This window comes from Ralstonia sp. 1138 (assembly GCF_040544795.1).
GTDB lineage: Bacteria > Pseudomonadota > Gammaproteobacteria > Burkholderiales > Burkholderiaceae > Ralstonia > Ralstonia flatus.
The window spans coordinates 654615-679603 of record NZ_JBEPKQ010000003.1; the positions used below are offsets into that span (position 1 = coordinate 654615).

The following is a 24989-nucleotide window of genomic DNA, read 5'->3' on the forward strand; positions in this document are numbered from 1 at the left end:
CACCTGCACGCTCTATAATCGGTCGCGGATTTTAGCATGCTGCACACGCCTGCCGCCCCGTCCATCCGGTCGATTTGGCGGTGTGTCGTCCCCCCAGATTGATCCTCGTCCAAACGCCATGACCGATCCCATCCTGATTGCCAAGAACGCCAAAGCCGAGTTGGTGCTGCTGCCCCAGCTCGCCAACCGGCATGGCCTGATCACCGGCGCCACCGGCACCGGCAAGACCGTCACCCTCCAAACCATCGCCCAGGGCCTGTCAAAGATTGGCGTACCGGTTTTCCTGGCCGACGTGAAAGGTGATCTGACCGGCATTTCGCAGCCCGGCCAGCCAAACGACAAGCTCAAGGCCCGCCTGCAGGAGCGCGGGCTGGAAGAGCCGCAATGGGCCGGTTGCCCCGTCACGTTGTGGGATGTGTACGGCGAGCGTGGCCACCCCGTGCGCGCCACCGTGTCCGACATGGGCCCGCTGATGCTTTCGCGCATGCTCGACCTGAACGACATCCAGACCGGCGTGCTGAACCTCGTCTTCAAGATTGCGGACGACGCGGGCCTCGCGCTGCTCGACATGAAAGACCTGCGCGCGATGCTCCAGCACGTTGGCGAGCATTCGTCGGACTACACGAACAAGTACGGGAATATCTCGTCGGCCAGCATCGGGGCCATTCAGCGCAACCTGATCGCGCTCGAAGAGCAGGGCGCCGACCAGTTCTTCGGCGAGCCGATGCTCGACATCAACGATCTGATGCAGACCGTGCGTGGCCAGGGCGTGATCAACGTCCTGGCGGCCGACAAGCTGCTCAACGCGCCCAAGCTGTACGCGACGTTCCTGCTGTGGATGCTCTCCGAGCTGTTCGAGCATCTGCCCGAGGTGGGCGACGTGGACAAGCCCAAACTCGCTTTCTTCTTTGATGAAGCGCACTTGCTGTTCAACGATGCGCCGCCGTCGCTGCTGCAGAAGGTGGAGCAGGTCGTGCGGCTGATCCGCTCCAAGGGCGTGGGCGTGTACTTTGTGACGCAAAACCCCGCCGACGTGCCGGACACGGTGCTCGGCCAGCTCGGCAACCGCGTGCAGCACGCGCTGCGGGCCTTCACCCCGCGTGACCAGAAGGCCGTGAAGGCTGCGGCCACCACGATGCGCGCGAACCCCGAGTTCAGCATCGAAGAGGCCATCGGCGAACTGGCCGTGGGCGAGGCGCTGATCTCCATGCTGGACGAGGGCGGCCGCCCGGAGATCACGCAGCGTGCGTTTGTCGTCCCGCCCGCGTCGCGCATCGGCCCGATCTCGGACGACGAGCGTCGCGCGCTGATGGCCAATTCGCTGGTGGCGGGCCGTTACGACACGGCGATCGACCGTGAATCGGCGTACGAAATCCTGAGCGGCCGCGTGGCGAACGGCGGGGCGGCATCGGCGCCGGCTCCGGGTTCCATCGGCACGGACTTCGGGGCATCGACAGGCTCAGCTCCTGCGCCTGCACCGGCGCCGGCGCAACAGGAGAGCGGCGGCGGGTGGCTCGGCGATGTCGGCTCGATCCTCACGAAGGGCACGGGCCGCAGCGGCCGTGGCGATTCGATTGTCGAAACGTTGGCCAAGTCGACGATGCGCACCATTGGCTCCACCGTCGGGCGCGAAATCGTGCGCGGCGTGCTGGGCAGTATTCTCGGCGGGTCGAAGAAGCGCTGAGCGCATCCGAGGCACCAAAGACAACAGCCGGCATTGCCGGCTGTTTTTGTTTGCGCTGAGACCGCGCGCGATCAGTTTTTCGTGCCGAACAAACGATCGCCCGCGTCGCCCAGGCCCGGGATGATGTAGGCGTTTTCATCCAGGTGCGAATCGAGCGATGCGACAAACAGCTTCACGCCCGGATGCGCCTGCTGGAACACCTCCACGCCTTCGGGCGCCGCCACGAGCGCCAGGAAGAGGATGTTTTCGTCGGGCACGCCGCGCTTCTTCATCACGTCGACCGCGTGGACGGCGGAGTAACCGGTGGCGACCATCGGATCGCACAGGATGAAGGTGCGGTCTTCCAGGTCGGGCAGCCGCACGAGGTATTCCACCGGACGGTGTTGGTCATCGCGGTACACGCCGATATGGCCGATACGCGCCGACGGAATCAGCTCCACCAGCCCGTCGCTCATGCCCACGCCCGCGCGCAGCACCGGCACCACGGCCAGCTTGCGGCCCGCGATGACGGGCGCTTCCATCGGGCCCATCGGCGTGTCGATGTGGCGGCTGGTCAGCGGCAGGTTGCGCGTGATCTCGTAGCCCATCAGCAGCGTGATCTCACGCAGCAGCTCGCGGAACGTGCGCGTGGACGTGTCCTTGTCGCGCATGTGCGTGAGCTTGTGCTGGATCAGCGGGTGATTGAGGATGAACAGGTTCGGAAAGCGCGGATCTTGTTTCATGGCGAAGACGAATGCGGTAGTGGGGCGCATTGTACGGTGCGCCCCGTATGAAGGATTGGACGGCTTATCGGCGGCCGCGCATCAGGATGACGTACACCACGGCGGAGATCGCGAGGCCCACGAACCACGCATACGTGTACAGCGCTTCGAACACGCCCGGGACGCTGGCGACAAACCCGGCCTGCTTGAAGAAGCCCGGCAGATTGGGCAGCACGCCGATGATGAGCGCGACGATGGCACGGCCGTTCCAGCCGTTGCCGTAACCGTACGGGCCATCTACGCGGAACAGTTCTCCCGTCTTGAGGACCGTGCGGCGCACCAGGAAGTAGTCGACCATCATGATGCCGGCCACCGGGCCCAGCAGCGCGCCGTATCCGACCAGCCACGTGAAGATGTAGCCCTTGGTGGTTTCCAGGATCTTCCACGGCATCATCGCCAGGCCGATGCCCGCCGTGATGTAGCCGCCGATGCGGAACGAGATGCGGTGCGGCGCCAGGTTCGAGAAGTCATACGCCGGCGACACCACGTTGGCGGCGATGTTCGTCATGAGCGTGGCGGTGATCAGCGCCAGCAGCGCGACGATGACCGACGGGCCGGTCATCTTGCCGGCCAGCGTGACCGGATCCCAGATGGCCTGGCCGTAGATGACCACCGTGGACGACGTGACCAGCACGGCCACCAGCGCCAGCAGCCCCATCGGCAGCGGCAGGCCGATCGCCTGCCCGACCAGCTGATCGCGCTGGCTGCGCGCGAAGCGGGTGAAGTCGGGAATGTTCAGCGCCAGCGTGGCCCAGTAGCCCACCATGGCGGTAAGCGACGGCCAGAAGAAGCCCCAGAACTCGCCGGCGCGCTTGCCGCCTGCAGAAAACGCCGACGGCGCCGACAGCATCGGGCCAAAACCGCCCGCATGGACATACGCCCACCAGACCAGGCCCAGCGCGGCCAGGATCAGCAGCGGGGTGGCCAGCGCCTGGAAGCGCTTGATCGATTCGAGCCCTTTGGTGATCAGCCAGATGTGCAGCGCCCAGAACAGCAGGAAGCAGAATCCCTGGCCGGGGTTGATGCCCAGGCCCGGAATGTTGCTGCCGACCAGCATGTTGTCGGTGACGACGTTGAGGATCGTATAGATCGCCTGGCTGCCGAGCCACGTCTGAATGCCGAACCAGCCGCACGCCACGATGGCTCGCAGAATGGCCGGCAGCTGCGCGCCGCGCACGCCGAACGACGCCCGCACCAGCACAGGAAAGGGAATGCCGTACTTGGTGCCAGCGTGGCCCACCAGCACCATCGGCACCAGCACGATCAGGTTGCCGAGGAACACCGTCAGCACCGCCTGCCACCAGTTCATGCCCTCGCTCATCAGCCCCGAAGCCAGCATGTAGGCCGGCACCGACACCACCATCGACACCCACAGCGCGGCGTAATTGGTCGCCGTCCAGGTGCGGGCCGCGGGCGGGGTGGGGTTGAGGTCTTCGTTCCAGAGGGTCGGGTCGGGTGCCCCGGCGGCATCCGCGGAGAAGGCGGAAGAGGTGGTTTGGCTCATGTCGATGTGGGATCCGTTGTCGTTGTAGATATTCGGAATGCAGGCGCGATTGTACGGCGCTCCCCGGCGTGCTCAAGCGAAAGCTGTGCCAAGTGCAGCGCACCCCGCGCCGGAACGTTTTGTTGAATTCCAATACAATCGACGACGCTCTCCAACACCGCCCGCGGTTCTTCCGCGTTCCGCTGTGAACACCGCGTCCTCTGCGTCCACCACTCCCGCAAGAACCACCGACACCGGCGGGCTGCTGCTTGCCTCCGCGGGCGCGGTGCTGTTTTCCGCCAAGGCCATCGTCGCCAAGCTGATGTACCGCTACCAGGTGGACGCCGTCATGGTCATCACCCTGCGCATGCTGCTGGCCGCGCCGCTGTTCATGGCGATGGGGTGGTGGCAGTCGCGCCGCGCGGAGCCCCTGACCGGAGCCGACCGCTGGCGTATCGTCGGCTTGGGGCTGATCGGCTATTACCTCTCCAGCTTTCTCGACTTCCTCGGCCTGCAGTACATCACGGCCGGGCTGGAGCGGCTGATCCTGTTTTTGACGCCGTCGTTCGTGCTGCTGATCACGTCGACGGTATTCAAGCGGCGCATTACCGGCTTGCAGTGGGTGTCGTTGGCGCTGGCCTATGCCGGGATCGTGCTGGTGTTCGCGCACGACCTGAACCTGGGCGGCAACAACGTCTGGCTGGGCGGCGGGTTGGTGCTTGCCAGCGCCGTCAGCTACGGTATCTATCTGCTGGCCAGCGGTGAGCTGGTCAAGCGCGTGGGTTCGATGCGGCTCGTCGCCTACGCGATGTGCGTGTCGACTGCGGCCTGTATCGTCCAGTTTCTGGTGCTGCGGCCGGTGTCGGCGCTGGTGTTGCCCTGGCAGGTGTATGGGCTGTCGGCCATCAACTCGGTGTTCTGTACGGTGGCGCCGGTCACGATGACGATGATGGCGGTGGCGCGTGTAGGTGCACCGGTGGCGTCGCAGGCGGGCATGATCGGGCCGGTGTCGACGCTGCTGTTGGGCTGGTGGCTGCTGGGCGAGCCGATCACGATTTGGCAGATTGCCGGCAGCGCGCTGGTGCTTGCCGGTATGGCGCTGCTGTCACGCCGTCGCGGCTGACGGGCGGCCGATCGAAATAATCCAAACAACAATCACAAGGAGTCAGACAGATGGACTTGGGCCTGAAAGGCAAGCGTGCGCTGGTGTGCGGCGCAAGCAAGGGCTTGGGCTTTGCGTGCGCCGACGCGCTGGCTGCCGAAGGCGTGGACGTGGTGATCGTCGCGCGCGGTGCCGAAGCGTTGTCGGCAGCCGCTGAGCGCATCCGCACGGCGCATGGCGTGCGCGTGGAAGCCGTGGCGACCGACATCACCACGCCGGAAGGCCGCGCCGAAGCGCTGCTCGCGTGCGAGCGCCTGGGCGGCTCGCCCGACATCCTCATCAACAACGCAGGCGGCCCGCCGCCGGGCAACTTCCGCGATTGGGACCGCGACGCATGGAATGCCGCGCTCAACGCCAACATGCTCACGCCCATCGACCTCATCAAAGCCACCGTCGACAAGATGATCGAGCGCCGCTGGGGCCGCATCGTCAACATCACCAGCGGTGCCGTCAAGGCGCCGATCGACGTGCTGGGCTTGTCCAACGGCGCGCGCTCCGGCCTGACCGGCTTCGTGGCCGGCCTGGCCCGTGAAGTCGCCAAGCACGGCGTGACCATCAACAATCTGCTACCCGGTCAGTTCGAGACCGATCGCCTGACCAAGACGCTGGAAGCGGGCGCCAAGGCTGCCGGCATCAGCGCAGAAGAGAATTTCGACCGCAAGCGCCAGGGCAATCCGATGCGACGCTTTGGCCAGCCGGCCGAATTTGGCGCCGTGTGTGCCTTCCTGTGCAGCCAGCACGCCGGCTACCTGAACGCGCAAAACATCCTGCTGGATGGCGGCAGCTTCCCTGGCACCTTTTAAGCCAATCGACATGACCACCCTTACGCCAATTACGCCCGAAAGCGCAGTTCGCAAACGCCGCGTCGCCCTGATCGCACACGACCACAAGAAAGACGACATGGTCGCTTTCGCACAAACGCACCAGGCCTTCCTGTCGCAATGCGACCTGCTGGCGACGGGCACCACCGGCGGCCGCCTGGAGAAGGAAGTCGGCCTGACCGTGCAGCGCATGCTGTCTGGCCCGTGGGGCGGCGACCTGCAGATTGGCGCGCAATTGGCCGAAGGCCGCGTCGACGCCGTCATCTTTTTGCGCGACCCGATGACGCCGCAACCGCATGAACCCGACATCAATGCGCTGGTCCGTGCGTGCGACGTCCACAACATCCCCTGTGCCACCAACCTGGCGACCGCCGACCTGGTGATGTCTGCCCTGCAGCTGGTGCAGCCCGACCCGAAGGAGATCCACGCATGACACAAGCGAAAGCCATCCGCATCTTCGAGACCGGCGGTCCGGAAGTGATGCAGTACGTCGATGTCGACGTGCCTGCACCCGGCCCCGGCGAGGCCACCATCAAGCAGCACGCCATCGGCCTGAACTACATCGACGTCTATTTCCGCACCGGGCTGTATCCGCAGCCGCTGCCGGGCGGCATCGGTATGGAAGCCTCAGGGGTGGTGGAAGCGGTGGGCGATGGCGTCACCCACGTCAAGCCGGGCGACCGCGTCGCCTATGCCGGCCGCCCGACCGGCGCCTACGCTGCGGTGCGCACGATGCCGGCCGACATTCTCGTGCGCTTGCCGGATGCGATCGACTTTGAAACCGGCGCGGCGATGATGTTGCAGGGCATGACCGCTCAGTACCTGCTTCGCGACAGCTATCGCGTGCAGCCCGGCGATACGGTGCTGTTTCATGCGGCCGCTGGCGGGGTCGGGTTGATTGCGTGCCAGTGGCTGAAGGCGCTCGGTGCCACGGTGATTGGCACCGTCGGCAGCGATGCCAAGGCCGAACTTGCTCGCGCGCACGGCTGCGATCACACCATCGTCTACACGCGTGAGAACTTTACCGAACGCGTGCGTGAAATCACGGGCGGCAGGGGCGTGCCGGTTGTCTACGACGGTATTGGCAAGGACACGTTCACGGGCTCGCTGGATTGCCTGGCGCCGCGCGGGATGATGGTCACGTACGGCAACGCATCGGGGCCGGTGCCGCCGGTTGACCTCAGCGTGCTGAGCGCAAAAGGGTCGCTCAAGATCACGCGACCGACGCTGATGACGTACACGGCGCGGCGCGAGCTGCTGGAACCGATGGCGGCAGAGTTGTTTGATGTGGTGAGCAGCGGCAAGGTGAAGATCGAGATTCACCAGCGCTACGAACTGCAGAACGCGGCGCAGGCGCACCGCGATCTGGAAGCGCGCAAGACGACCGGGTCGACGATCCTCCTGCCGTAAGTTGAGACGTTACCGCCCGGAGGGCTTCACCCGCCGGGCGGCGGCAAAGCGCGCATCCTCGCGCACGCGGTGGGGCAGGCCGCGCAGCAGCATGTGCAGCGCGAACGGCACCAGCACAATGTCGTCCACCCAGCCGATTACCGGGATGACATCCGGGATCAGGTCGACCGGCGATACCACATATCCCACCAGCAGCAGCGCAGCCGGCGCGAGCCACCACGGCTTGTCGGGATGGCGCAGCGCAAACCACAGCAGGCGCACGTCGTTGCGCACCACGCTCCACAGGCGGAAAAGTCGTCCGAACATCGTGGGCTCCTTGATGAAAAGCCGGCGTCACATGAGAGCGTTTGGCCAGCAAACCATCGTATCAGCTTGGGGAAACGGCCCGGTTTTCAAGGTGGGGCTGCATCGTCCATGAAAAAAGCCGACCCCCTTGCGAGGTGCCGGCTTTTTGCCGCGACGGACCTGTTCAAGGTCCGTAGCGCGCAGCAGGACCGTGGGCAGGTTAGCCCGGAATCTTGCCTTCCACGCCTTCCACGTAGAACTTGATGCCGTGCAGGAAGCCGTCGTCGGCGACCTTGTCGGCGGGCAGGACTTCCTTGCCGGTGTTGTCCTTGAGCGGACCCTTCCAGATCGGTGCCGAGCCGTCGATGATGCCCTTCTTGCGGGTTTCGATCAGCGTCTTCACGTCTTCCGGCACCACAGCGTTGTAGGCGCCCAGGTCGATGGCGCCTTCCTTCAGGCCCCACCACACGGTTTCCGGCTTCCACTTGTTTTCGAGCACGTCGCCGACGACCTTGGTGTAGTACACGCCCCACTTGTTCATCGAGGCGGCCAGGTGGGCCTTCTCGCCGAACTTGGTCATGTCGCTGTCCCAGCCGATGGCGTAGACGCCTTTTTCCTGGGCCGTTTGCACGACGGCGGCGGAGTCGGTGTTCTGCATCAGCACGTCGACGCCCTGGCCGATGAGCGTGGTGGCCGCTTCGCGCTCCTTGCCCGGGTCAAACCACTTGTTGACCCACACCACGCGGGTGGTGGCCTTGGGGTTGACGCTGCGCGCGCCCAGCGTGAACGAATCGATGTTGCGGATCACCTCGGGGATGGGCACCGAACCCACCACGCCCAGCTTGCCCGACTTGCTCATCTTGCCGGCCACCACGCCCGCGAGGTACGCGCCTTCATACGTGCGCACGTCGTACTGGCCGAGGTTGTCGGCGGTCTTGAAACCGGTGGCGTGCTCGAACTTCACGTCCGGGAATTCCTTGGCGACCTTGAGCATCGATTCCATGAAGCCGAAGCTCGTGCCAAAGATGACCTTGTTGCCTTGCGTGGCGAGATCGCGGAACACGCGCTCGGCGTCCGCAGCGCTTTCGGGGACGCTCTCGACGAAGCTGGTCTTGACCTTGTCGCCGAACTTGGCTTCGACCTCCTTGCGGCCGGCGTCGTGGGCGTACGTCCAGCCTGCGTCGCCCACCGGGCCGACGTAGACGAACGCAACCTTCAGCGGCTCATTGGCCGGCGCCGGTGCGGCAGCGGCGGGGGCCGACGACGCTGCGGGCGCGGCATTGCCGCCGGCGTTGTCGTTGGACTTGCCGCAACCCCAGAGGGTCAGGGCAGCGCCGGCGGCCAGGGCGGCCAGCGTGATCCTGCGAGTGACGTTCATCGATTTCTCCTGTTGTGTGGCTCGTTGACTGTGTTGAAGCAAATAAAAGCGGAATGCAGAAGCTGAGGCTGCATGCAGTTTAGGCAGCCCCGGGGCGGAACGGCTTGCCAAGCGATGCGGGCATGTTCAGGCGAATCCAGTCCGGATTGCGCGAGATGATGGCCAGCACGACGATGGTGGCCGCAAACGGCGCCATCGACAGAATCTGCGACGGCACCGACACGCCCATCCCTTGCAGGTGGAATTGCAGGATCGTCACCCCGCCGAACAGCAGCGCACCGAACAGGATGCGCAGCGGGCGCCAGGTGGCAAACGTGGTGAGCGCCAGGGCAATCCAGCCGCGGCCGGCGACCATGTTCTCGACCCACATCGGCGTGTAGACCAGCGACAGGTACGCGCCTGCCAGCCCGCAGCATGCGCCGCCAAACAACAGCGCGCCAAAGCGGACGGTGCGCACCGGATAGCCGAGCGCATGCGCCGACTCCGGCGATTCACCGATCGCGCGCAGCGTGAGACCAGCCCGCGTCTTGAACAGGAACCACGCAATCGCGCCGCACAGCAGCAGGCTGAAATAGACCATCCAGTGGTGCGCGAAGAGGGCGGGGCCGACAAACGGGATCGACTCCAGCCCGGGGATGCCGTGCGCCTGCGCCGGCAGCGACATGCCGACAAAGCGCTGGCCCATGAAGGCCGACAGGCCGGTGCCGAAAATCGACAGCGCGAGGCCCGTGGCGACCTGGTTGGTGACGAGCACCAGCGCGAGCCATGCAAACAGGGACGCCATCACCATGCCGGCAATCGCGCCGGCAGCAAAACCCAGCAGCGGAATCTGCGTCTGGTAGCCGACCATGAAACCGACCACGGCCGCCACCAGCATCATCCCTTCGGCGCCGAGGTTGAGCACGCCGGAGCGCTCGTTCATCAAGAGGCCCAGGGCGGCCAGCAGCAGCGGGGTGCCGGCGTTGATCGACGCGGCGATCAGGGGAGCGAGACTTTCCATATCAGTGGTGCGCGCGCCAGCGCAGGCGGTATTCGATGAGCGTGTCGCAGGCGAGCAGGAAGAACAGCAGCATCCCCTGGAACACTCCGGTAATGGCCGACGGCAGCCCCAGGCGCGATTGCGCAAGCTCGCCGCCGATATAGAAGAGCGACATCACGATCGCGCCCAGCACGGTGCCGACCGGATTCAGACGCCCGACGAACGCCACCACGATGGCGGCAAAGCCGTAGCCGGGGGAAATGGATGGCAGCAGTTGCCCGATCGGCCCGGTGACTTCGAAGGCGCCGGCAACGCCTGCCAGGCCGCCCGACACCAGCAGCGCCGTCCACAGCGCCGCCCGCGACGAGAAACCTGCATAGCGCGCGGCTTGCGGCGCCAGGCCACCGACTTGAAGGCGATAGCCCGCAAAGCTGCGGAAGACGAACAACGTCATCGCCGCCGTCATCACGAGCATGAACAGGAAGCCGACGTGCAGGCGCGTGCCGGCCACGAGCGTCGGCAGAACGAATGCGCTGTCGAACACGATCGACTGCGGGAAGTTCATGCCGTTCGGGTCTTTCAACGGCCCGTTGACCACGTACAGCAGCAGCAACTGCGCGATGTACGTGAGCATCAGCGAGACGAGGATTTCGTTGGCATGAAAGCGATCGCGCAGCAGCGCGGTGATCGCCGCCCACAGTGCGCCGCCGACGAGGCCGGCAACGATGGCTAGCACCAGCGCAAAGCCGCCGGGGATGGCGGGCGTCGGCGTATCGAAGTAGATGATGGTGGCCGCTGCAAAGATGCCGCCCACGATGAGCTGCCCCTCCGCGCCGATGTTCCACACGTTGGCGCGATAGCACACCGACAAGCCCAGCGCGCACAGCACCAGCGGCACGGTCTTGAGCAGCACTTCACCGATCGCCCGCTTGCTGACCAGCGGTTCGACCAGGAACACGCGCAGGCCCGCGACCGGGTCCTTGCCGAGCAGCGCGAACAGCAGCAAGCCGAACACCATCGTCAGCACCAGCGCGATGAGCGGCGAGGCATAGGCCATGGTGCGCGACGGAATGGCGCGCAGTTCCAGCGAAACCGGCAGCGCCAGGCGGCTGCCATGCATGACGTCAGCCATGGGCCACCTCCGAGCTGGCGGCGGCCGGCGCCGACGCTTTGTCCCACATGCCGCTCATCCACAGGCCGATCTGTTCGCGGTCGGTGGCGTGCGTGGGCGTGGAGGGGGAGAGGCGCCCGTTGGCGATCACGTGCAGGCGATCGCACAGCGCAAAGAGTTCGTCGAGTTCTTCCGACACGATAAGGATGGCGCAGCCCCCCGCCTTGAGCGCGAGGATTTCGTTGTGGATCTGGGCAGCGGCGCCCACGTCGACGCCCCAGGTGGGTTGCGCGACGATGAGCACGCGCGGCGCGCATTCGATTTCGCGGCCGACGATGAATTTCTGCAGGTTGCCGCCCGACAGGCTCTTGGCCAGCGCGTCGGGGCCGCCCGCCTTCACGCCAAACCGGCTGATGATGGCCGTAGCCAGCTTGGCGGCGGCTTTCTTGTCGATGAGCCCGCCGCGCACCTGGGGTGCACGCTGATGCGTCAGCAGCGTATTGGCGGCCAGCGACAGCGAGGGCACGGCGCCGCGCCCCAGGCGCTCTTCCGGCACGAACGACAGCCCGCGCTTGCGGCGCGCACGCGGGTCCAGCTTGGCGACCGGCTCGTTGCCGATGCTGATGGTCTGTGCCGATGCGCGGGTGTCTTCGCCGGACAGGGCTGCCAGCAGTTCCTGCTGCCCGTTGCCCGATACGCCTGCAATGCCGACGATCTCGCCGCTGCGCAACTGCAGGGCGATGTCCCGCAGCTCCGTCGCAAAGGCGTGGGCCTTGGGCAGCGACAGGCCGGCCACCTCCATGCGCACCTCGCCGGGTGTGGTCTGGGGGCGCAATTCGCGCGGAGGCTCGCCGCCGATCATCATGCGCGACAGCGACGCCGCCGTTTCCTGGCGCGGATCGCACACGCCCGTGACCTTGCCCATGCGCATCACCGTGGCGGTGTGGCAGAGGGCCTGGATCTCGTCGAGCTTGTGGCTGATGTAGAGGATGCTCGTGCCTTCTGCCGCCAACTGGCGCAGTGTCACGAACAGCTTTTCGACGGCCTGCGGCGTCAGCACCGAGGTTGGCTCGTCAAGGATCAGCAGACGCGGCTTGGTGAGCAGGGCGCGCACGATTTCCACGCGCTGGCGCTCGCCCACGGAAAGCGTATGCACATGGCGATGCGGCTCCAGCGGCAGGCCGTATTTCTCGCCCGTGCTGCGCACCTGGTCAGCCACGTCGCGCAAATCGGTGCCTGCGGGCAGGCCGAGCAGGATGTTCTCCGCCACCGTGAGCGTGTCGAACAGCGAGAAGTGCTGGAACACCATGGCGATGCCCAGGGCGCGCGCCTGGTGCGGATTGGCGATCTCGACGCGCTGTCCGTCGAGCAGCATCTCGCCGGCGTCAGGCTGCACCGCGCCGAAGATGATCTTCATCAGCGTCGACTTGCCGGCGCCGTTTTCGCCCAGCACGGCGTGGATCTCGCCCGGCGCGACAGTCAGGCTGACGCCGTCGTTGGCGACCACGCTCGGATAGCGCTTGGTCATGCCCGTCAGCGACAGGCGTGGTGGGAGTGGTGTCACAACAGTTGGCTCGTGGTTTCCGTGCCGCTCACCGTGCGGATACGCATCGGAGGCGGTCTCTTTTTGGGTGTTGACGACACTTCACAACAGGCAACGCCGACGCAGATTCGCGCCGACGCATCGCAGCAAACATCATGACAAGGTGATGCTTTCCATCAGCCGAGAATTATATCGTTCGGCACCGCGCCGAACGGCGATTTCGGCCCGCTTGCGCCTGCCTCGTACGAGGGGTGGCGGAGTGCAAATCCCGTGCCGGGCGCATTGAGGCCATTTGTCGCTTCCAGCTTGTCATGCCGACGTATGCAGGTGGCACGCGCAGCCCTCGGGTGGGGCGCGCAGGCCGTCTTGCACCTGCCCGGTGCGCGCACGTGGCGCGACGCTTTGCGCTACAGTTCTCGGTTTGCTTCGGCGCGGGCCTCCCGCCCGCCGCGTCCCGCTCTGCCTTCATGACTGCTCCCGCTCCCGCACGATCCCGCATGCCCGGCCCGATTCCCGGCTGGCTCCTGCTGCTTGGCGCGCTCACGGCCATCGGCCCGCTGTCGGTCGACATGTACCTGCCCAGCCTGCCGACCATCGCGCGCGACCTGAATACATCGTCGGCTGCGGCGGGGCTCACGCTGACGGTCTTCCTGATCAGCCTGGCGATCGGCCAACTGATCTACGGCCCGGCCAGCGATCGCTTCGGCCGCAAACCGCCGCTCTACATCGGCCTGGCGATGTACGTCGCGGCGTCCATCGGCTGCGCTTTCGCCACGGATGCCACGATGTTGGCCGTGCTGCGCGGCGTGCAGGGGTTTGGCGGCTGCGCGGGCATGGTCATCGCGCGTGCAGCCGTGCGCGATCGCATGGACCCGGCCGGCGCCGCACAAGCGTATTCGACGCTGATGCTGGTCATGGGCGTGGCGCCCATCTTGGCGCCGATGATTGGCGGCGCAGTGCTGCAGTTCACAACGTGGCGGGTCATCTTTGCCTTGCTGACGGCGTTTGGCGTGTTGTCGCTGGTGGCGGTGCATTACCTGATGCGCGAGTCGCTGGCGCCTGAGCAGGCGCGCAAGCTGGCAGTCGGCCATGTGCTGCGCGACTACTGGGAACTGCTGCGCGATCATCACTACGCCGCCTATATGGGGTGCGGGGCGGTGTTTCTGTCGGGCATGTTTGCGTACATCACCGTGTCGTCGTTCGTGCTGATCGACGGTTATGGGCTGACGCCGTCGCAGTACGCCTGGGTGTTCGGCAGCAACGCAGCGGGGATGATCGCCGCCTCGCGCGTGAATGTGCGGCTGGTGCGCAAGTACTCGCCGGCGCGCGTGCTGCGCCGGGCGCTGTGGGTGCCGGCCATCACCAGCGCGCTGGCAGCTGCCGCCGCGGCGGCTGGCTTTACGCCGCTGCCGCTCGTGCTGGTGGCGCTGTTCTGCTACGTCGCGTCGATCGGCTGCATCTCGCCCAACACCGGCGCGCTTGCAATGGCGGGGCAGGGCGCGCGTGCGGGTACGGGCTCGGCGCTCATGGGCGCCATGCAGTTTGGCCTCGGCATGGTGACCGGCACGGTGGTCGCCGCCATCGGCCAAACCGCGCTGCCGCTGCTGGGCATGATGGCTGTGTGCGCCATCGTCGCGCTCCTTCTGGGCCTGCGCATCACGCGCGAAGCGCCCGCCGCCTGACCCCCACTTCCGGCTTCGATCTACGCCTCTTGTTCTAGGGGCGTATTCATCCTTTCATATGACTTTGGCATAACATGCCCGTCACGCTGATCGTGTTCGGCACCTATGATGGGTGCAGCCGGACCGCGTTCAGCAGCGACTTGGCCCTGAATGACTAAGGGTTACTTCTTATACAGAATTTATCGACAATTTATTAACGTATCGCTTTCGTTTTCAAACACGCGCCGTTTTGCCGGGATCTTCCCGCCAACGGCGCAGACGAGACGGGGGTTAAGTTGCAGTGCACGATTCACCGGCTGGGCGAACTCGCGCTGTTGTGCGAAGTGCCGCCACCGGCCACCCTGAATTGCCAGCAGCGCATCTGGGCCATGGCGTCGCGCGCGTCCAACTGGGCGGGCGTGGTCGACGTGGTGCCCGGCATGAACAACCTCACGCTCGTGTTCGGCCCACTGGCCGATGCTCAGCGATTGATCACCCAACTGCGCGAAGCCTGGGAAGAAAGCCAGGCGCTGGTGGCCGACGGCAAACTCGTCGATATCGAAGTCGCCTATGGCGGTGACGAAGGCCCCGACCTGCGCGAAGTCGCCAAGCACACCGGCCTGAGCACGGCCGAAGTCGTGCGCCGTCACACTGCGCCGGAATACATCGTCTATTTCCTGGGCTTCCAGCCCGGCTTTGCCTACATGGGCGGGCTCGACAAGTCGCTCGCCACGCCGCGTCGCGCCGAGCCGCGCATGGCCGTGCCGGCCGGTTCGGTCGGCATCGGCGGCGAGCAGACCGGCATCTACCCGGCCGCATCCCCCGGTGGCTGGCAACTGCTGGGCCGCACAGACGCGGCGCTCTTCATGCCGCAGCGTAATCCCCCCACGCTGCTGGCGCCCGGAGACCGCATCCGCTTTGTTGCCTCGAAGGTGCGCGCATGAGTTCGAAACCCCAACCCATGATCGAGATCGTGCGGGCCGGCGTGCTGGCGTCTGTGCAGGACCTGGGCCGCACCGGCTATCGCCGCTTTGGCGTCTGCACGTCGGGCGCACTGGATCCGCTGTCGCTGTATGTGGGCAACCGGCTGGTCGGCAACCGCAGTGACGCCGCGGGCATCGAGTTCACGCTGGGCAACGCCACGCTGCGCTTCCACGCCAATGGCCTGATCGCGCTGACGGGCGCCGATTGCCGCGCCACGCTCGATGGCGCGCCGGTGCATGCGTGGCGCGCCATCCCTGTGCAACGCGGGCAGATGCTGACCTTGCGGGTGGCGCAGGGCGGCGTGCGCGCGTATCTCTGCGTGGCCGGCGGCATCGATGTGCCGGAGATGATGGGCTCGCGCAGCACCGATCTGAAAGCCGGCTTCGGCGGCTTCGAAGGGCGCCCGCTCAAGGACGGCGACAGGCTGCCCGTGCTGCCCGCCGATACGACGTACGCTCCCGACATCAGCGGCGACACCGTTGCCGTGAAGGCAGCCCGCTGGACGTTCGACCGCGCGCAGAAGGACACGCCCGTCATGCGCGTGCTGCCCGGTCCTGAATACGACGATTTCGTTGCCGGCGCGCAAGCCGCATTCTGGGAATCGGACTGGACGCTCACGCCCAACAGCAACCGGATGGGCTTTCGCCTCCAGGGCCCGGAACTCCAACGCAAGAAGCAGCGCAGCGGCGATCTGCTCTCGCACGGCGTGGTGCCGGGCGTCATCCAGGTGCCGCCGTCCGGGCAGCCCATTGTGCTGATGGCCGATGCGCAAACCACCGGCGGCTATCCGAAGATCGGCTCCGTCATCCTGGCCGACCAATGGCGCCTGGCGCAGATTCCGCTCGGCACGCGCGTGCGCTTCGAGCGTGTGACGCTGGAAGAAGCCGAAGCCGCCCGCGCCGACGTGGCACGGTATCTGCAGCAAATCGAAACCGCGCTGGACTGGCAGCGCCAGGGCATTCTGTCGAGCGCGCATCGCACCGCAAAGACGCGACTGAACGCCTGATGCACCGGAAGACAACATCATGACTGCAATTGATCTGAACGCCGATCTCGGCGAAGGCTGCGATACCGATGAGGCGCTCCTCACCCTGGTGAGTTCCGCCAACATCGCGTGCGGCTGGCACGCCGGCGACGTCAACACGATGCGCCAGACGGTGAGCTGGGCGCTGCGCCAGGGCGTGTCGATCGGCGCGCATCCGAGCTTTCCCGATCGCGAAAACTTTGGCCGTACTGAAATGCACCTCCCGCCGGATGAAATCTACGCGGGCGTGCTGTTCCAGATCGGTGGCCTTTCGGCGATCGTGCGTGCGCAGGGCGGCAAGCTGGCGCACGTGAAGGCGCACGGCGCGCTGTACAACCAGGCTTCGCGCGATCGGCCGCTGGCCATGGCGATCGTGCGCGCGATCCGTGATTTCGATCCGTCGCTGGTGGTGTTTGGCCTGGCGGGCGGTGAGCTGGTCAAGGCCGCGCGTGAACTTGGCCTGCAGGCCAAGGAAGAGGTGTTTGCCGATCGCGGTTACAACCCGGACGGCTCGCTCGTCAAACGCGGCACGCCCGGCGCCCTCATCGACAGCGAAGATGCCGCGCTGGACCAGACGCTGACGATGGTGCGCGAGCAGCGCGTGAAGGCCATCGACGGCACGTGGGTTCCGATCCGCGCGGAAACGGTTTGTCTGCACGGCGACGGCGCGCATGCGCTGGCGTTCGCGCGACGCATTCGGGAACGGCTTGGCAGCGAAGGCATCGCTGTCCGTGCCGGCGCCTGAGCCACGGCCCCGTCCTTCCAGCGGGGCTTTTTATTAACTTGGGGGGAAGCACCACATGGGTACGGCAGTGAATCTATGGCCGCTGATCGGGGTGGTCGTCATCATCGCGGGGTTCATCCTGCGATTCAATCCGATGCTGGTGGTGGCCGTGGCCGCCATCGCCACCGGCTTTGCGGCATCGATGTCCATCGAACAAATCCTGACGGCGATCGGGACGGGCATCATCAAGACGCGGACGTTGCCGCTGATCATCCTGCTGCCGCTCGCGGTGGTGGGCCTGCTCGAGCGCCACGGCTTGCGTGAACACGCGCAGAACTGGATCGCGCGCATTCAATCGGCCACGGTTGGCCGTCTGCTGATCGTCTACCTCGCCGTGCGCGAGCTGACGGCAGCTGCCGGTCTGACGAGCCTCGGTGGTCATCCGCAGATGGTGCGTCCGCTGCTGGCACCGATGGCAGAAGGCGCTGCCGAGAACCGTTTCGGCAAGCTGCCGGCGCCGGTGCGTGAACGCCTGCTGGCCTTCTGCGCCGCCACCGACAACGTCGGCCTGTTCTTCGGCGAAGACATCTTCGTGGCCTTCGGCGCCATCGCGCTGATGCACACGTTCCTGCTCGGCTCGGGCATCGACGTGGAACCGCTGCATATCGCCGTATGGGGCATCCCGACTGCGGTCTGTGCGTTCCTGATCCACTCGGTGCGCCTCAAGCGCCTGGACGGCTGGCTTGCCCGGGAAATGGGTAACCAGCGGGGCGCCGCCGGCAATACCAACACGGCTGCGGCCAAGCAGGGGTAAGCCATGATTCTGTCGATCAACTATCTGTACTGGCTGGCCGGGATCATCCTGACGATCACCGCGCTGATGACCTTTGCCGACAAGGACCACCCGCGCCGCTGGACCACGGGCCTGTTCTGGGCGATCTTCGCCGTCATCTTCCTCGTTGGCGACAAGCTCCCGCCGATCGTGGTGGGCGTGGGTGCCGTGGTGATGGCACTGCTGGCCGGCACGGGCGGCGTGACGCTGGGCAAGCACGGTGAACTGCCGGCGGAAGAGCGCCGCGCATCCGCCAAGCGCCTGGGCAACCGCCTCTTCATTCCGGCGCTGACCATTCCCCTGGTCACCGTCATCGGCAGCGTGTTCCTGAAGGACGTGAAGATCGGCGGCGATTTGCTGCTCGATCCGAAGAACCAGACCTTCGTCTCGCTGGGCCTGGGCTGCATCATCTCGCTGGCGCTGGCGTGCTGGTTGACGCGTGACACGCCGGTGCAGGCCATGCGTGAGTCGCGTCGGCTGACGGAGTCGCTCGGCTGGGCGCTGGTGCTGCCGCAGATGCTGGCCATGCTGGGTCTCGTCTTTGCCGATGCCGGCGTGGGCAAGGCCGTGGCGCACCTGACCACCGCCTACATCAACATGGACTATCGCCTCGTCGCGGTCATCGTCTATTGCGTGGGCATGGCGTTGTTCACCGTCATCATGGGCAACGGCTTTGCGGCGTTCCCGGTCATGACGGGCGGGGTGGGGGTGCCCATTCTGGTGGGCGTGTTCCATGCCAACCCCGCCGTGATGGCGGCGATCGGCATGTTCTCGGGCTACTGCGGCACGCTGATGACCCCGATGGCGGCGAACTTCAATATCGTGCCCGCCGCGCTGTTGGAGTTGTCCGATAAGAACGCTGTGATCAAAGCGCAAGTCCCGACCGCGCTACTGTTGCTTGCAGCCAATATCGTGCTCTTGTACTTCCTGATGCTTCACTAATCGTGTTTAATGCGACGCGTGCGGTGCGCGTCACGCTGGCGGTTCTCAGCCGGCAGACGCCACCGAGCGCGGTCGCTGCCCGCGAGACAAGGGCACGCGGTCGTAGACCTCGCATCGTGCTCTTCTCCGGGGGGATTCATGAGCAGCCAGATGACGAGCGGCCGTTCCATGTCGGGACGCCGCTTTTTTTGTGTTCTCGCAGCCAGCGCGCTGTCGTTGATTTCCGCCGCGCAAGCCCGTGCGGAAACGCTCCGAGTGGCCACGCCGTATCCGGCCCTCAATTTCCATACGCAAAACCTGCAGGCCTTCGCAAGTGCCGTCAGCAGCGCCACCAATGGCGGGCTCAAGCTTGAGGTCTATCCGAACGGCACGCTGCTCAAGCCGGCCGCCATCTTTGACGGCGTCAAGGAAGGCAAGGCCGAGGCGGGCGAAGTGATGTTGTCGACGCTGGCGCAGCGCGATCCGCTGTTCGGTGTGGATTCGATTCCCTTCGTGGTATCGGGCTACAACGATGCGCGCCTGCTGTGGGATGCCTCGCGCAGCCACATCGAAGCGTTGATGAAGGCCAACGGATTGCGTCTGCTGTACGCCGTGCCCTGGCCGCCACAGAACCTGTATTCCGAAACACCGATTGCCCGTTTGTCTGACCTGAAGGGACATCGTTTGCGCACGTATAACGCGGCGCAAAAGCGCATTGCCGAGTTGTATGGCGCGCAGGCCGTGCAGGTGGAAGCCGCCGATCTGACCGCCGCGATTGCCGGTGGCCGCATCGACACCATGGTCACCTCGCCGTCCACCGGTCTGGAGACGAAGGCCGGCCAGCGCATGACCTACTACTACAAGGTCAATGCGTGGATTCCCAAGAACGCCGTGTTCGTGAACGAAGCGCGCTTTGCCAAGCTCCCGCCCGCAATGCAGCAGACGGTGCTGAAGCTCGCCAAGGATTACGAAACGCGCGGTTGGGATTCCAGCCGCCAGACCTACGAGCGCGATGAAGCCGAACTCGCCAAGACCGGCGTGCGCGTGCTCAATCCCGACGTGACCCTGCAAGGCGACATGCGCCGCCTGGGGGAGCGTCTGACGCGTGAATGGCTGCACACCGCGGGCACGGAAGAAGTCGACATCCTGTTGAACTTCGAGAACAAGCGCAGCAAGGCAAACTGACGCCGCAACGCGCTTGGGCATGATGTTCGACGGACGTTTATCATCGTTTTTGTCTTACGCAGCAAGCAGGAGAACGTCATGCCTACCGTCCTCGTCACCGGTTTCGATCCGTTCGAGAACGAACCCATCAATCCGTCGTGGGAAGCCGTACGCACCCTCGATGGCCAGGGAATCGCAGGGGCCGACATCGTCGCGCGCCAGTTGCCGACCATCTTTGGCGAGTCCAACAAAGTGCTTGGCAAGTTGCTGCAAACGCTGCAGCCGGATGTGGTGATCGCCGTGGGGCAGGCCGGTGGCCGTGCCGAGATGGCTGTCGAGCGCATCGCCATCAATGTCGACGATGCGCGCATTGCCGATAACGCCGGCAAGCAACCGATCGATATCGCCATCGCGAGTGATGGGCCGGCAGCGTATTTTTCAACGCTGCCGATCAAGACCATCGTGCGCGAACTGCGTGCGGGCGGCGTTCCCGCGTCCGTCTCGCAGACGGCGGGCACCTTTGTCTGCAATCACGTCTTCTATGGGTTGATGCACGCCATCGCCCGCCACAAGCTGCCCACGCGCGGCGGCTTCATCCACATTCCGTATCTGCCGTCGCAGGCCGCCAAGCACCCGGGGCAACCGAGCATGGCGCACGACACCATCGTCGCCGGGCTGCGCATCGCCATCGAGACAACGCTGCGCACGCTGCACGACGTACGCGAAACGGGCGGCCAGCTGCACTGAGCCGGCGTGGCGGCACGCGCTCCGGTCAGTCCGTGAAGCGCGTATGCCGTTGCAGTTCGATGCGCACTGGCGTGCCCGGCTCTGCATAGGCCGAGGTGATCGGCGCCGTCTCGGCCGTTGCCCACTCGACTTCGATGGCCGCTGGCGCTTCGTCGTGCAATACGCGCGAGCGCTGCCACTTCGGCGGCGTCGACGCGGCCACGGCGGCCTGCACCACGGGGCGCGGTCGCCTCGGTTTCGCCGGCAATTGCGTTACGGCCGGCGGTGCTGCGACGATGACCGGCGTGGCGACTTCCGTTTCGTCGAACACCACGTCGGGCGCCTGGACCACGTTGGCTACCGTTGTGGCAACGACCTCGGATTCCGTGGCTTCCTTGGTTTCCGTCGACGCCGCCGGTGATGCCGGAGCATGTTCGAGCGAAAGGGGCGGTACGGTCTGCTGGGCGATTGCGGCCACGGTTGGGTGATCAATCTGGGCGGCGGGCTGCCGATGCTGCCCGGTCTGCCAGCCAAGCAACGCGGCCGCCAACGTGCATGCCATGCCAATCGACAGCGCAGTCATGCGTTGACGCCACTGCCCATGGCGGGCTGTACCGGCGTCACCGCACGTGTGAGCGACCGGATCGGACGATGCGCTCACCTGTGTCGCGGCGCTGGGTTGCGCGCTGTCGAGTGCAGGCCCGAAGGGCGGCGGCATACGCACCAAGCCCGGTAGGCGCAGGTGTCCGTCGATGATGAAGTTGGGGGATTCCAAGTCCGTCTCCGCTGATGGCCGCAGCGCGCATCCAGGCTGGCTGCGCGAGCAGGCGCCATGCTAAGCGGCAGATGGACGGTGGTCGATCAGATTGGTCTTAAGTCGATGCGTGCTGCATCAAAGGCGGAGAGGTCGCTGGCCCGCCGCAGCTGCGCCAGGCCAGGAAGGTGAATGCCGCAGACCTTTACGGCGCCGGCGACCAGTGCGGATCGTTGAGCTGTTTTTCCAGCAAGCGGATCTGCTGCTGCAGCGATTCGACCTGGGTCTGGTACGCGCGCCGCTCGATGTCCAGCGCCTTCGTTTCCTGACGCATGGTTTGCTGTTCGGTCAGCATTTTCTGGCGCTGCGCCTGCATGATGCGCACTTCCTGGCTCAGCGATGCGGCGCGCTGCTGGGCCGCCTGGGCTTCGCGCTCCAGTTGCGCCTTCTGGCCCGCCGTGACGGCGCGGCGCAGATCGTCTTCGGCCCAGGTACGGGTCTGGCCGGCCAGCGTTTCGTACGCGCCCTCGGCCGGAGCGACCGACGCAAATTTGTACACACGCCACAGTTCTTTGCGATACGACAAGGCGACGTAGGCCGTGGTGTCTTCGTTGACCAGCAGCAGGCTCGTGCCGTAGTCGCCGTTGTAGGTCGTGCGCAGTTCGGTCAGGCGCTTCTGCGCCAGCAATTGCTGCAGTTCAGCGACGGTGCCGCCCGACGCAGCCGTGGACACTGCCGGCGCTTGTGGTGCACTGGCTTGCGCGTGGACGAGGCCGGCGGCCGCAACCGAGGCTGCGGCAACGAACGTGAGGACGGTTCGGCGGAGTACGAGAGACATCGCAAAGTTCAGAAATCGGAGGCGACGCGACTATATCAGCTTTGTGCGCCCGGCCCCGCAGCGAGCGTACCGATTTGACCTTCCGTCGCCTTTGAATCATGGCGGCGTCGCGCCTCGGCCACGATGCACTGCCATTCGCTGAATGAGACGCGCTCGCGGAACATCTCGATCAGGAAGTCGCCGACGTCCTGATGCCGCTTCGACGTGCCAAGGGCGGCTTTCAAGCGCCGCAATTCTCTCTGCAAACGCGTGACGCGGGCCCGTGCGTTGGCCTGTTGCAATGAGCCGATGGGGAATGTTCTTACGGATGCTTCGGCCGCTGCCAACGCTCGTACAAGCTCGGCTCGTTGCTGTTGAAGCGGCTCAGTCCCGTCGCTGCGTTTGCTGCGCGTATCTGGGAAAGGGGAGTGCGTGTCCTCTCGGCAAGCAAGGGCGTGGCGCATTTCGATGCTCCTGTATCGGGTCTAGGTACCCGAACCCCGACGCCAATCGGGGTGGCCGGGCACAAGGCAAGGTTGGCGTACCGGCGATACAGGAAACCGGCGAGCGCAAGCGCTCCCTCACCAAGGCCCGGCCATAGGAGGCGCTTGATGAACGGGCGTAAAAAAACCGCCAGCCGGCGGTTACCCGCCTGTATCTGCTCTCGGACGCCAATCCGAGGTCACGTTGTGTGCGTGACGGGCGGCAGTATAGCGCAGGGGGCACGCGCTATTTGTGCCAGATGGTGATGCAACGATGCTGTGATATCGAGCGGGGTGGCCGGGCACAAGGCAGAGTTGGCGTGCCGGTGTCGTAGGTAACCGGTGAGCGCAAGCGCTCCTCTACCAAAGCCCGACCATGAGTAAAGCGAGGATCAGCGGTTCTGCATCTCTTTGAGCCACAGGCTCATCAGCCCCGCGCGGCCACGCACACCGAACTTGCGATAGACGCTCGTGATGTAAGAGTGCGTGGTCGATGTGGCTAGACCGAGCTGTTCTGCAATCTGTTTTTCCGCGGCCTCCGTCAACAACAGCTGCAATACCCGGGATTCGTGAGGCGCAAGACGCGCCTGCAGTTGCGCCAACGGACTGGGCTCCGCAAGCGTCCTCGCCGCGGTGACGTTACGCGCCACACCGATGCGCAGTCGATGCTCCACGTTCCACTGTGCGGACCACGACAAATGAACATCGGCGCCCGACTGGTGCCGATAGCGATTCTCAAATCCGGTGCACTTGACGCCAGCCTGAACACGACCCGCTTGCCTTTGCGTTCTGTCGCGATCGTCAGGCGCCACGAGTTCCAGCATGGTTTGCCCAAGCAGGTCGGAGGGGCGGTAACCAAGAATGTCTTCCCACGCAGCATTGGCGTGACGGATCCGCCCTCGCTCGTCGACCAGAAAGACGCCATCCGGAAGACTATTGGCCAAAGCAATTGCGCTTACATCCTTGAGGGCTTCCATGGTCGTCAGCGGTGGGTTGCAATACAAAGAACCGATGGGAAGGCGCCGGTGAGCATTACAGGGTTTGGTCGCCATCTTCAGACGGCGACAAGCGGTTGCACTAGGTTGCGATTACCGCGACTCTGCCCCATTTGCCCGCACTCTGGCTCGCATAAACGGCGTCTGCCGGCACGTTCCTACCCTCTAATTAGCAGGGTGCCAGCCAGAATAGCGTCTGTTATCGTTTCCGACAATATTCGGCATCGGCATCACGCCTGATAAAAAAGTTCAGCGCCCGCGCGGTTCCATGGAGCCGACGCAGGGCGGGCAACGGGGAAAGCAGCAAGTCGCTTGGCCTATCAACAGGTCAGGCCAGCTTCGGAGGAACAGGGTGAGCTAATTCACCCTGTTTTTTCGAGCTGGCATTCCGGCGATATTGCTTGGCGTTGATGCGCAGGTGATCACCAATCAGATGATTGGTGAAGGCCATATAAAAACGAGTCATACCTACTTCGAAGAACGGGGAGTGTCTTTACGCGCTCGGCCTGCCTCAAGCCCCTCGGGGCTTGGGGTAGTGCTCGTGTCCGGGCGTTGCCAACGGGGCATGACAGCGCGCCGCCGGGTTATTTCATTCCACAAAAGAATAAGAAATAGAACTATTTTGTTTTAACGCTCGAAACATATGGACTTGATTTGCAAGGTCAGGTTGTACCAAGATCGCGGCAATTATTTTGCGGTGTTGGTGGCGCCGGACGCGATGTGCTCCAGCACCGGGCGAAACGTAGCCGAAGCGTTAGCAAATCTGGGCCGCTCCATGGCCGAGAATCCTCTCCCTCAATCGGTCGATCTCCCCATCAAGCCGAAAGAGCGCAAGAAGAGAAACCCGGCAGGGGGACTGCCGTCTGATCCTCGTGAAGCTTCTCGCGCTGTTTCACTCGTTAAACGTCTCCTTGAAGAGCGCTTCGGGAAGACAACGCTGCGTGGGCTCTCGGAAAAACTGGGTTTGGACGACGTCACGCCGCAATTGCTGTCGTCTTCTATCGCGGGCAATGGAGCGAAGCGCGTTCGCCTTGCCATTGCCAAGGCGCTCGGAGAAGACGCCGATGTGCTGTGGCCCACGGCGCGGCACTGACAAAGCGGCGCGGGCTGGAAAAGAGTGGGGAGAAATCTGGAGCGCCTTGGAACCAAGGGCTGGCGGAAGCGGTGGGGGACAAACACGTCGGGCCAACCCTTGCTGGGTTTGGGTCTCGCATAGTAAGTCAACCTCGACCCCTGTTTTCACCCCAGTTGCAATGAGTGCCTCCGGGACGGCGCAGCACGTACGCAT

At 65.0% G+C, this 24989-nt stretch carries 26 protein-coding genes; 14 read left to right on the forward strand and 12 right to left on the reverse strand.

What is annotated here, in order from left to right; all coding sequences use genetic code 11:
• The first annotated feature begins 118 nt into the window (after positions 1–118).
• A complete protein-coding gene (locus ABIC76_RS15880) occupies positions 119–1684 on the forward strand; it encodes a helicase HerA-like C-terminal domain-containing protein (protein ID WP_354534544.1) in 1566 nt (521 codons plus the stop codon).
• A gap of 71 nt (positions 1685–1755) precedes the next feature.
• Here the strand turns inward: ABIC76_RS15880 and upp are convergent, their stop codons facing one another.
• Together upp and ABIC76_RS15890 are read right to left on the reverse strand one after the other, a co-directional pair.
• Positions 1756–2406 (reverse strand): uracil phosphoribosyltransferase, encoded by a 651-nt coding sequence (gene upp, locus ABIC76_RS15885; RefSeq protein WP_027680948.1) that lies wholly within the window; start codon positions 2404–2406, stop codon positions 1756–1758.
• A 64-nt stretch (positions 2407–2470) separates the two neighbouring features.
• Positions 2471–3949, reverse strand: a complete 1479-nt coding sequence (locus ABIC76_RS15890) for an NCS1 family nucleobase:cation symporter-1 (protein ID WP_354534545.1) — start codon at positions 3947–3949, stop codon at positions 2471–2473.
• 184 nt (positions 3950–4133) lie between these two features.
• Here ABIC76_RS15890 and ABIC76_RS15895 point away from each other — a divergent pair, with 184 nt between their 5' ends.
• The 4 genes from ABIC76_RS15895 to ABIC76_RS15910 are packed head-to-tail and all read left to right on the forward strand — an operon-like array spanning position 4134 to position 7321.
• Entirely contained in the window at positions 4134–5051 is a 918-nt protein-coding gene (locus ABIC76_RS15895) for a DMT family transporter (protein ID WP_354534546.1), read from the forward strand.
• 50 nt (positions 5052–5101) lie between these two features.
• Positions 5102–5893: an SDR family oxidoreductase gene (locus ABIC76_RS15900; protein WP_354534547.1), complete on the forward strand. Its 792-nt coding sequence runs from the start codon at positions 5102–5104 to the stop codon at positions 5891–5893.
• Positions 5894–5903: 10 nt separating this feature from the next.
• On the forward strand, positions 5904–6344 hold the full coding sequence (locus ABIC76_RS15905; protein ID WP_354534548.1) for a methylglyoxal synthase: 441 nt from the start codon (positions 5904–5906) through the stop codon (positions 6342–6344).
• A complete protein-coding gene (locus tag ABIC76_RS15910) occupies positions 6341–7321 on the forward strand; it encodes a quinone oxidoreductase family protein (protein ID WP_354534549.1) in 981 nt (326 codons plus the stop codon). The genes ABIC76_RS15905 and ABIC76_RS15910 overlap by 4 nt, the downstream gene beginning before the upstream one ends.
• 9 nt (positions 7322–7330) lie before the next feature.
• On the opposite strand, the gene ABIC76_RS15915 is transcribed toward ABIC76_RS15910, so the two are convergent.
• The 5 genes from ABIC76_RS15915 to ABIC76_RS15935 form a co-directional block, all read right to left on the reverse strand.
• The gene (locus ABIC76_RS15915) at positions 7331–7627 is read right to left on the reverse strand and encodes a YkvA family protein (protein WP_102066472.1); all 297 of its coding nucleotides are present in this window, start codon (positions 7625–7627) and stop codon (positions 7331–7333) included.
• 199 nt (positions 7628–7826) lie between these two features.
• Positions 7827–8984 (reverse strand): BMP family ABC transporter substrate-binding protein, encoded by a 1158-nt coding sequence (locus tag ABIC76_RS15920; RefSeq protein ID WP_027680954.1) that lies wholly within the window; start codon positions 8982–8984, stop codon positions 7827–7829.
• A gap of 79 nt (positions 8985–9063) precedes the next feature.
• Positions 9064–9984 carry an ABC transporter permease gene (locus tag ABIC76_RS15925; RefSeq protein WP_102066471.1) on the reverse strand — a complete coding sequence of 307 codons (921 nt, stop codon included), beginning with the start codon at positions 9982–9984 and terminating at the stop codon, positions 9064–9066.
• A 1-nt stretch (position 9985) separates the two neighbouring features.
• A complete protein-coding gene (locus ABIC76_RS15930; RefSeq protein ID WP_354534550.1) occupies positions 9986–11095 on the reverse strand; it encodes an ABC transporter permease in 1110 nt (369 codons plus the stop codon).
• Positions 11088–12602: an ABC transporter ATP-binding protein gene (locus ABIC76_RS15935; protein WP_354534727.1), complete on the reverse strand. Its 1515-nt coding sequence runs from the start codon at positions 12600–12602 to the stop codon at positions 11088–11090. The genes ABIC76_RS15930 and ABIC76_RS15935 overlap by 8 nt, the downstream gene beginning before the upstream one ends.
• A 482-nt stretch (positions 12603–13084) precedes the next feature.
• On the opposite strand from ABIC76_RS15935, the gene ABIC76_RS15940 reads away from it, so the two are divergent.
• From ABIC76_RS15940 to pcp, 8 genes are all read left to right on the forward strand, one after another.
• Complete coding sequence (locus ABIC76_RS15940) at positions 13085–14299, forward strand: multidrug effflux MFS transporter (RefSeq protein ID WP_354534551.1); 1215 nt, start codon at positions 13085–13087, stop codon at positions 14297–14299.
• Between the two features lie 275 nt (positions 14300–14574).
• Positions 14575–15222 carry a 5-oxoprolinase subunit PxpB gene (gene pxpB / locus ABIC76_RS15945; RefSeq protein ID WP_354534552.1) on the forward strand — a complete coding sequence of 216 codons (648 nt, stop codon included), beginning with the start codon at positions 14575–14577 and terminating at the stop codon, positions 15220–15222.
• On the forward strand, positions 15219–16268 hold the full coding sequence (locus ABIC76_RS15950) for a 5-oxoprolinase subunit C family protein (RefSeq protein WP_354534553.1): 1050 nt from the start codon (positions 15219–15221) through the stop codon (positions 16266–16268). The genes pxpB and ABIC76_RS15950 overlap by 4 nt, the downstream gene beginning before the upstream one ends.
• Before the next feature lie 19 nt (positions 16269–16287).
• Positions 16288–17031 carry a 5-oxoprolinase subunit PxpA gene (pxpA, locus tag ABIC76_RS15955; RefSeq protein WP_316899498.1) on the forward strand — a complete coding sequence of 248 codons (744 nt, stop codon included), beginning with the start codon at positions 16288–16290 and terminating at the stop codon, positions 17029–17031.
• Between the two features lie 55 nt (positions 17032–17086).
• Complete coding sequence (locus tag ABIC76_RS15960; protein ID WP_027680962.1) at positions 17087–17824, forward strand: DUF969 domain-containing protein; 738 nt, start codon at positions 17087–17089, stop codon at positions 17822–17824.
• Positions 17825–17827: 3 nt separating this feature from the next.
• Positions 17828–18784 (forward strand): DUF979 domain-containing protein, encoded by a 957-nt coding sequence (locus tag ABIC76_RS15965; RefSeq protein ID WP_102066467.1) that lies wholly within the window; start codon positions 17828–17830, stop codon positions 18782–18784.
• 138 nt (positions 18785–18922) lie between these two features.
• Complete coding sequence (locus ABIC76_RS15970; RefSeq protein WP_354534554.1) at positions 18923–19948, forward strand: TRAP transporter substrate-binding protein; 1026 nt, start codon at positions 18923–18925, stop codon at positions 19946–19948.
• Between the two features lie 78 nt (positions 19949–20026).
• Positions 20027–20674 carry a pyroglutamyl-peptidase I gene (gene pcp, locus ABIC76_RS15975; RefSeq protein WP_045787284.1) on the forward strand — a complete coding sequence of 216 codons (648 nt, stop codon included), beginning with the start codon at positions 20027–20029 and terminating at the stop codon, positions 20672–20674.
• Positions 20675–20699: 25 nt separating this feature from the next.
• Here the strand turns inward: pcp and ABIC76_RS15980 are convergent, their stop codons facing one another.
• The 5 genes from ABIC76_RS15980 to ABIC76_RS16000 all read right to left on the reverse strand — a co-directional run bounded on the left by ABIC76_RS15980 (position 20700) and on the right by ABIC76_RS16000 (position 24167).
• Positions 20700–21428: a ribonuclease E gene (locus ABIC76_RS15980; RefSeq protein ID WP_354534555.1), complete on the reverse strand. Its 729-nt coding sequence runs from the start codon at positions 21426–21428 to the stop codon at positions 20700–20702.
• 184 nt (positions 21429–21612) lie between these two features.
• On the reverse strand, positions 21613–22245 hold the full coding sequence (locus ABIC76_RS15985) for a DUF2968 domain-containing protein (RefSeq protein ID WP_354534556.1): 633 nt from the start codon (positions 22243–22245) through the stop codon (positions 21613–21615).
• A 35-nt stretch (positions 22246–22280) separates the two neighbouring features.
• Positions 22281–22688, reverse strand: a complete 408-nt coding sequence (locus ABIC76_RS15990; protein WP_354534557.1) for a hypothetical protein — start codon at positions 22686–22688, stop codon at positions 22281–22283.
• A gap of 410 nt (positions 22689–23098) precedes the next feature.
• Positions 23099–23683 (reverse strand): PAS domain S-box protein, encoded by a 585-nt coding sequence (locus ABIC76_RS15995; RefSeq protein WP_102066461.1) that lies wholly within the window; start codon positions 23681–23683, stop codon positions 23099–23101.
• 346 nt (positions 23684–24029) lie between these two features.
• On the reverse strand, positions 24030–24167 hold the full coding sequence (locus tag ABIC76_RS16000; RefSeq protein ID WP_354534558.1) for a hypothetical protein: 138 nt from the start codon (positions 24165–24167) through the stop codon (positions 24030–24032).
• A gap of 177 nt (positions 24168–24344) precedes the next feature.
• Between ABIC76_RS16000 and ABIC76_RS16005 the strand changes: the two genes are divergently transcribed.
• Positions 24345–24794, forward strand: a complete 450-nt coding sequence (locus ABIC76_RS16005; RefSeq protein WP_354534559.1) for a helix-turn-helix domain-containing protein — start codon at positions 24345–24347, stop codon at positions 24792–24794.
• The last annotated feature ends 195 nt before the right edge of the window (positions 24795–24989 follow it).

Bases quoted from the DNA above. Each gene is read 5' to 3' on its own strand.
- ABIC76_RS15880 (WP_354534544.1), top strand. From the start codon at position 119: ATGACCGATCCCATCCTGATTGCCAAGAACGCCAAAGCCGAGTTGGTG.
- upp (WP_027680948.1), bottom strand. From the start codon at position 2,406: ATGAAACAAGATCCGCGCTTTCCGAACCTGTTCATCCTCAATCACCCG.
- ABIC76_RS15890 (WP_354534545.1), bottom strand. From the start codon at position 3,949: ATGAGCCAAACCACCTCTTCCGCCTTCTCCGCGGATGCCGCCGGGGCA.
- ABIC76_RS15900 (WP_354534547.1), top strand. From the start codon at position 5,102: ATGGACTTGGGCCTGAAAGGCAAGCGTGCGCTGGTGTGCGGCGCAAGC.
- ABIC76_RS15905 (WP_354534548.1), top strand. From the start codon at position 5,904: ATGACCACCCTTACGCCAATTACGCCCGAAAGCGCAGTTCGCAAACGC.
- ABIC76_RS15910 (WP_354534549.1), top strand. From the start codon at position 6,341: ATGACACAAGCGAAAGCCATCCGCATCTTCGAGACCGGCGGTCCGGAA.
- ABIC76_RS15915 (WP_102066472.1), bottom strand. From the start codon at position 7,627: ATGTTCGGACGACTTTTCCGCCTGTGGAGCGTGGTGCGCAACGACGTG.
- ABIC76_RS15920 (WP_027680954.1), bottom strand. From the start codon at position 8,984: ATGAACGTCACTCGCAGGATCACGCTGGCCGCCCTGGCCGCCGGCGCT.
- ABIC76_RS15925 (WP_102066471.1), bottom strand. From the start codon at position 9,984: ATGGAAAGTCTCGCTCCCCTGATCGCCGCGTCGATCAACGCCGGCACC.
- ABIC76_RS15930 (WP_354534550.1), bottom strand. From the start codon at position 11,095: ATGGCTGACGTCATGCATGGCAGCCGCCTGGCGCTGCCGGTTTCGCTG.
- ABIC76_RS15935 (WP_354534727.1), bottom strand. From the start codon at position 12,602: ATGACCAAGCGCTATCCGAGCGTGGTCGCCAACGACGGCGTCAGCCTG.
- ABIC76_RS15940 (WP_354534551.1), top strand. From the start codon at position 13,085: ATGACTGCTCCCGCTCCCGCACGATCCCGCATGCCCGGCCCGATTCCC.
- ABIC76_RS15950 (WP_354534553.1), top strand. From the start codon at position 15,219: ATGAGTTCGAAACCCCAACCCATGATCGAGATCGTGCGGGCCGGCGTG.
- pxpA (WP_316899498.1), top strand. From the start codon at position 16,288: ATGACTGCAATTGATCTGAACGCCGATCTCGGCGAAGGCTGCGATACC.
- ABIC76_RS15960 (WP_027680962.1), top strand. From the start codon at position 17,087: ATGGGTACGGCAGTGAATCTATGGCCGCTGATCGGGGTGGTCGTCATC.
- ABIC76_RS15965 (WP_102066467.1), top strand. From the start codon at position 17,828: ATGATTCTGTCGATCAACTATCTGTACTGGCTGGCCGGGATCATCCTG.
- ABIC76_RS15970 (WP_354534554.1), top strand. From the start codon at position 18,923: ATGAGCAGCCAGATGACGAGCGGCCGTTCCATGTCGGGACGCCGCTTT.
- pcp (WP_045787284.1), top strand. From the start codon at position 20,027: ATGCCTACCGTCCTCGTCACCGGTTTCGATCCGTTCGAGAACGAACCC.
- ABIC76_RS15985 (WP_354534556.1), bottom strand. From the start codon at position 22,245: ATGTCTCTCGTACTCCGCCGAACCGTCCTCACGTTCGTTGCCGCAGCC.
- ABIC76_RS15990 (WP_354534557.1), bottom strand. From the start codon at position 22,688: ATGCGCCACGCCCTTGCTTGCCGAGAGGACACGCACTCCCCTTTCCCA.
- ABIC76_RS15995 (WP_102066461.1), bottom strand. From the start codon at position 23,683: ATGGAAGCCCTCAAGGATGTAAGCGCAATTGCTTTGGCCAATAGTCTT.
- ABIC76_RS16000 (WP_354534558.1), bottom strand. From the start codon at position 24,167: ATGACTCGTTTTTATATGGCCTTCACCAATCATCTGATTGGTGATCAC.
- ABIC76_RS16005 (WP_354534559.1), top strand. From the start codon at position 24,345: ATGGACTTGATTTGCAAGGTCAGGTTGTACCAAGATCGCGGCAATTAT.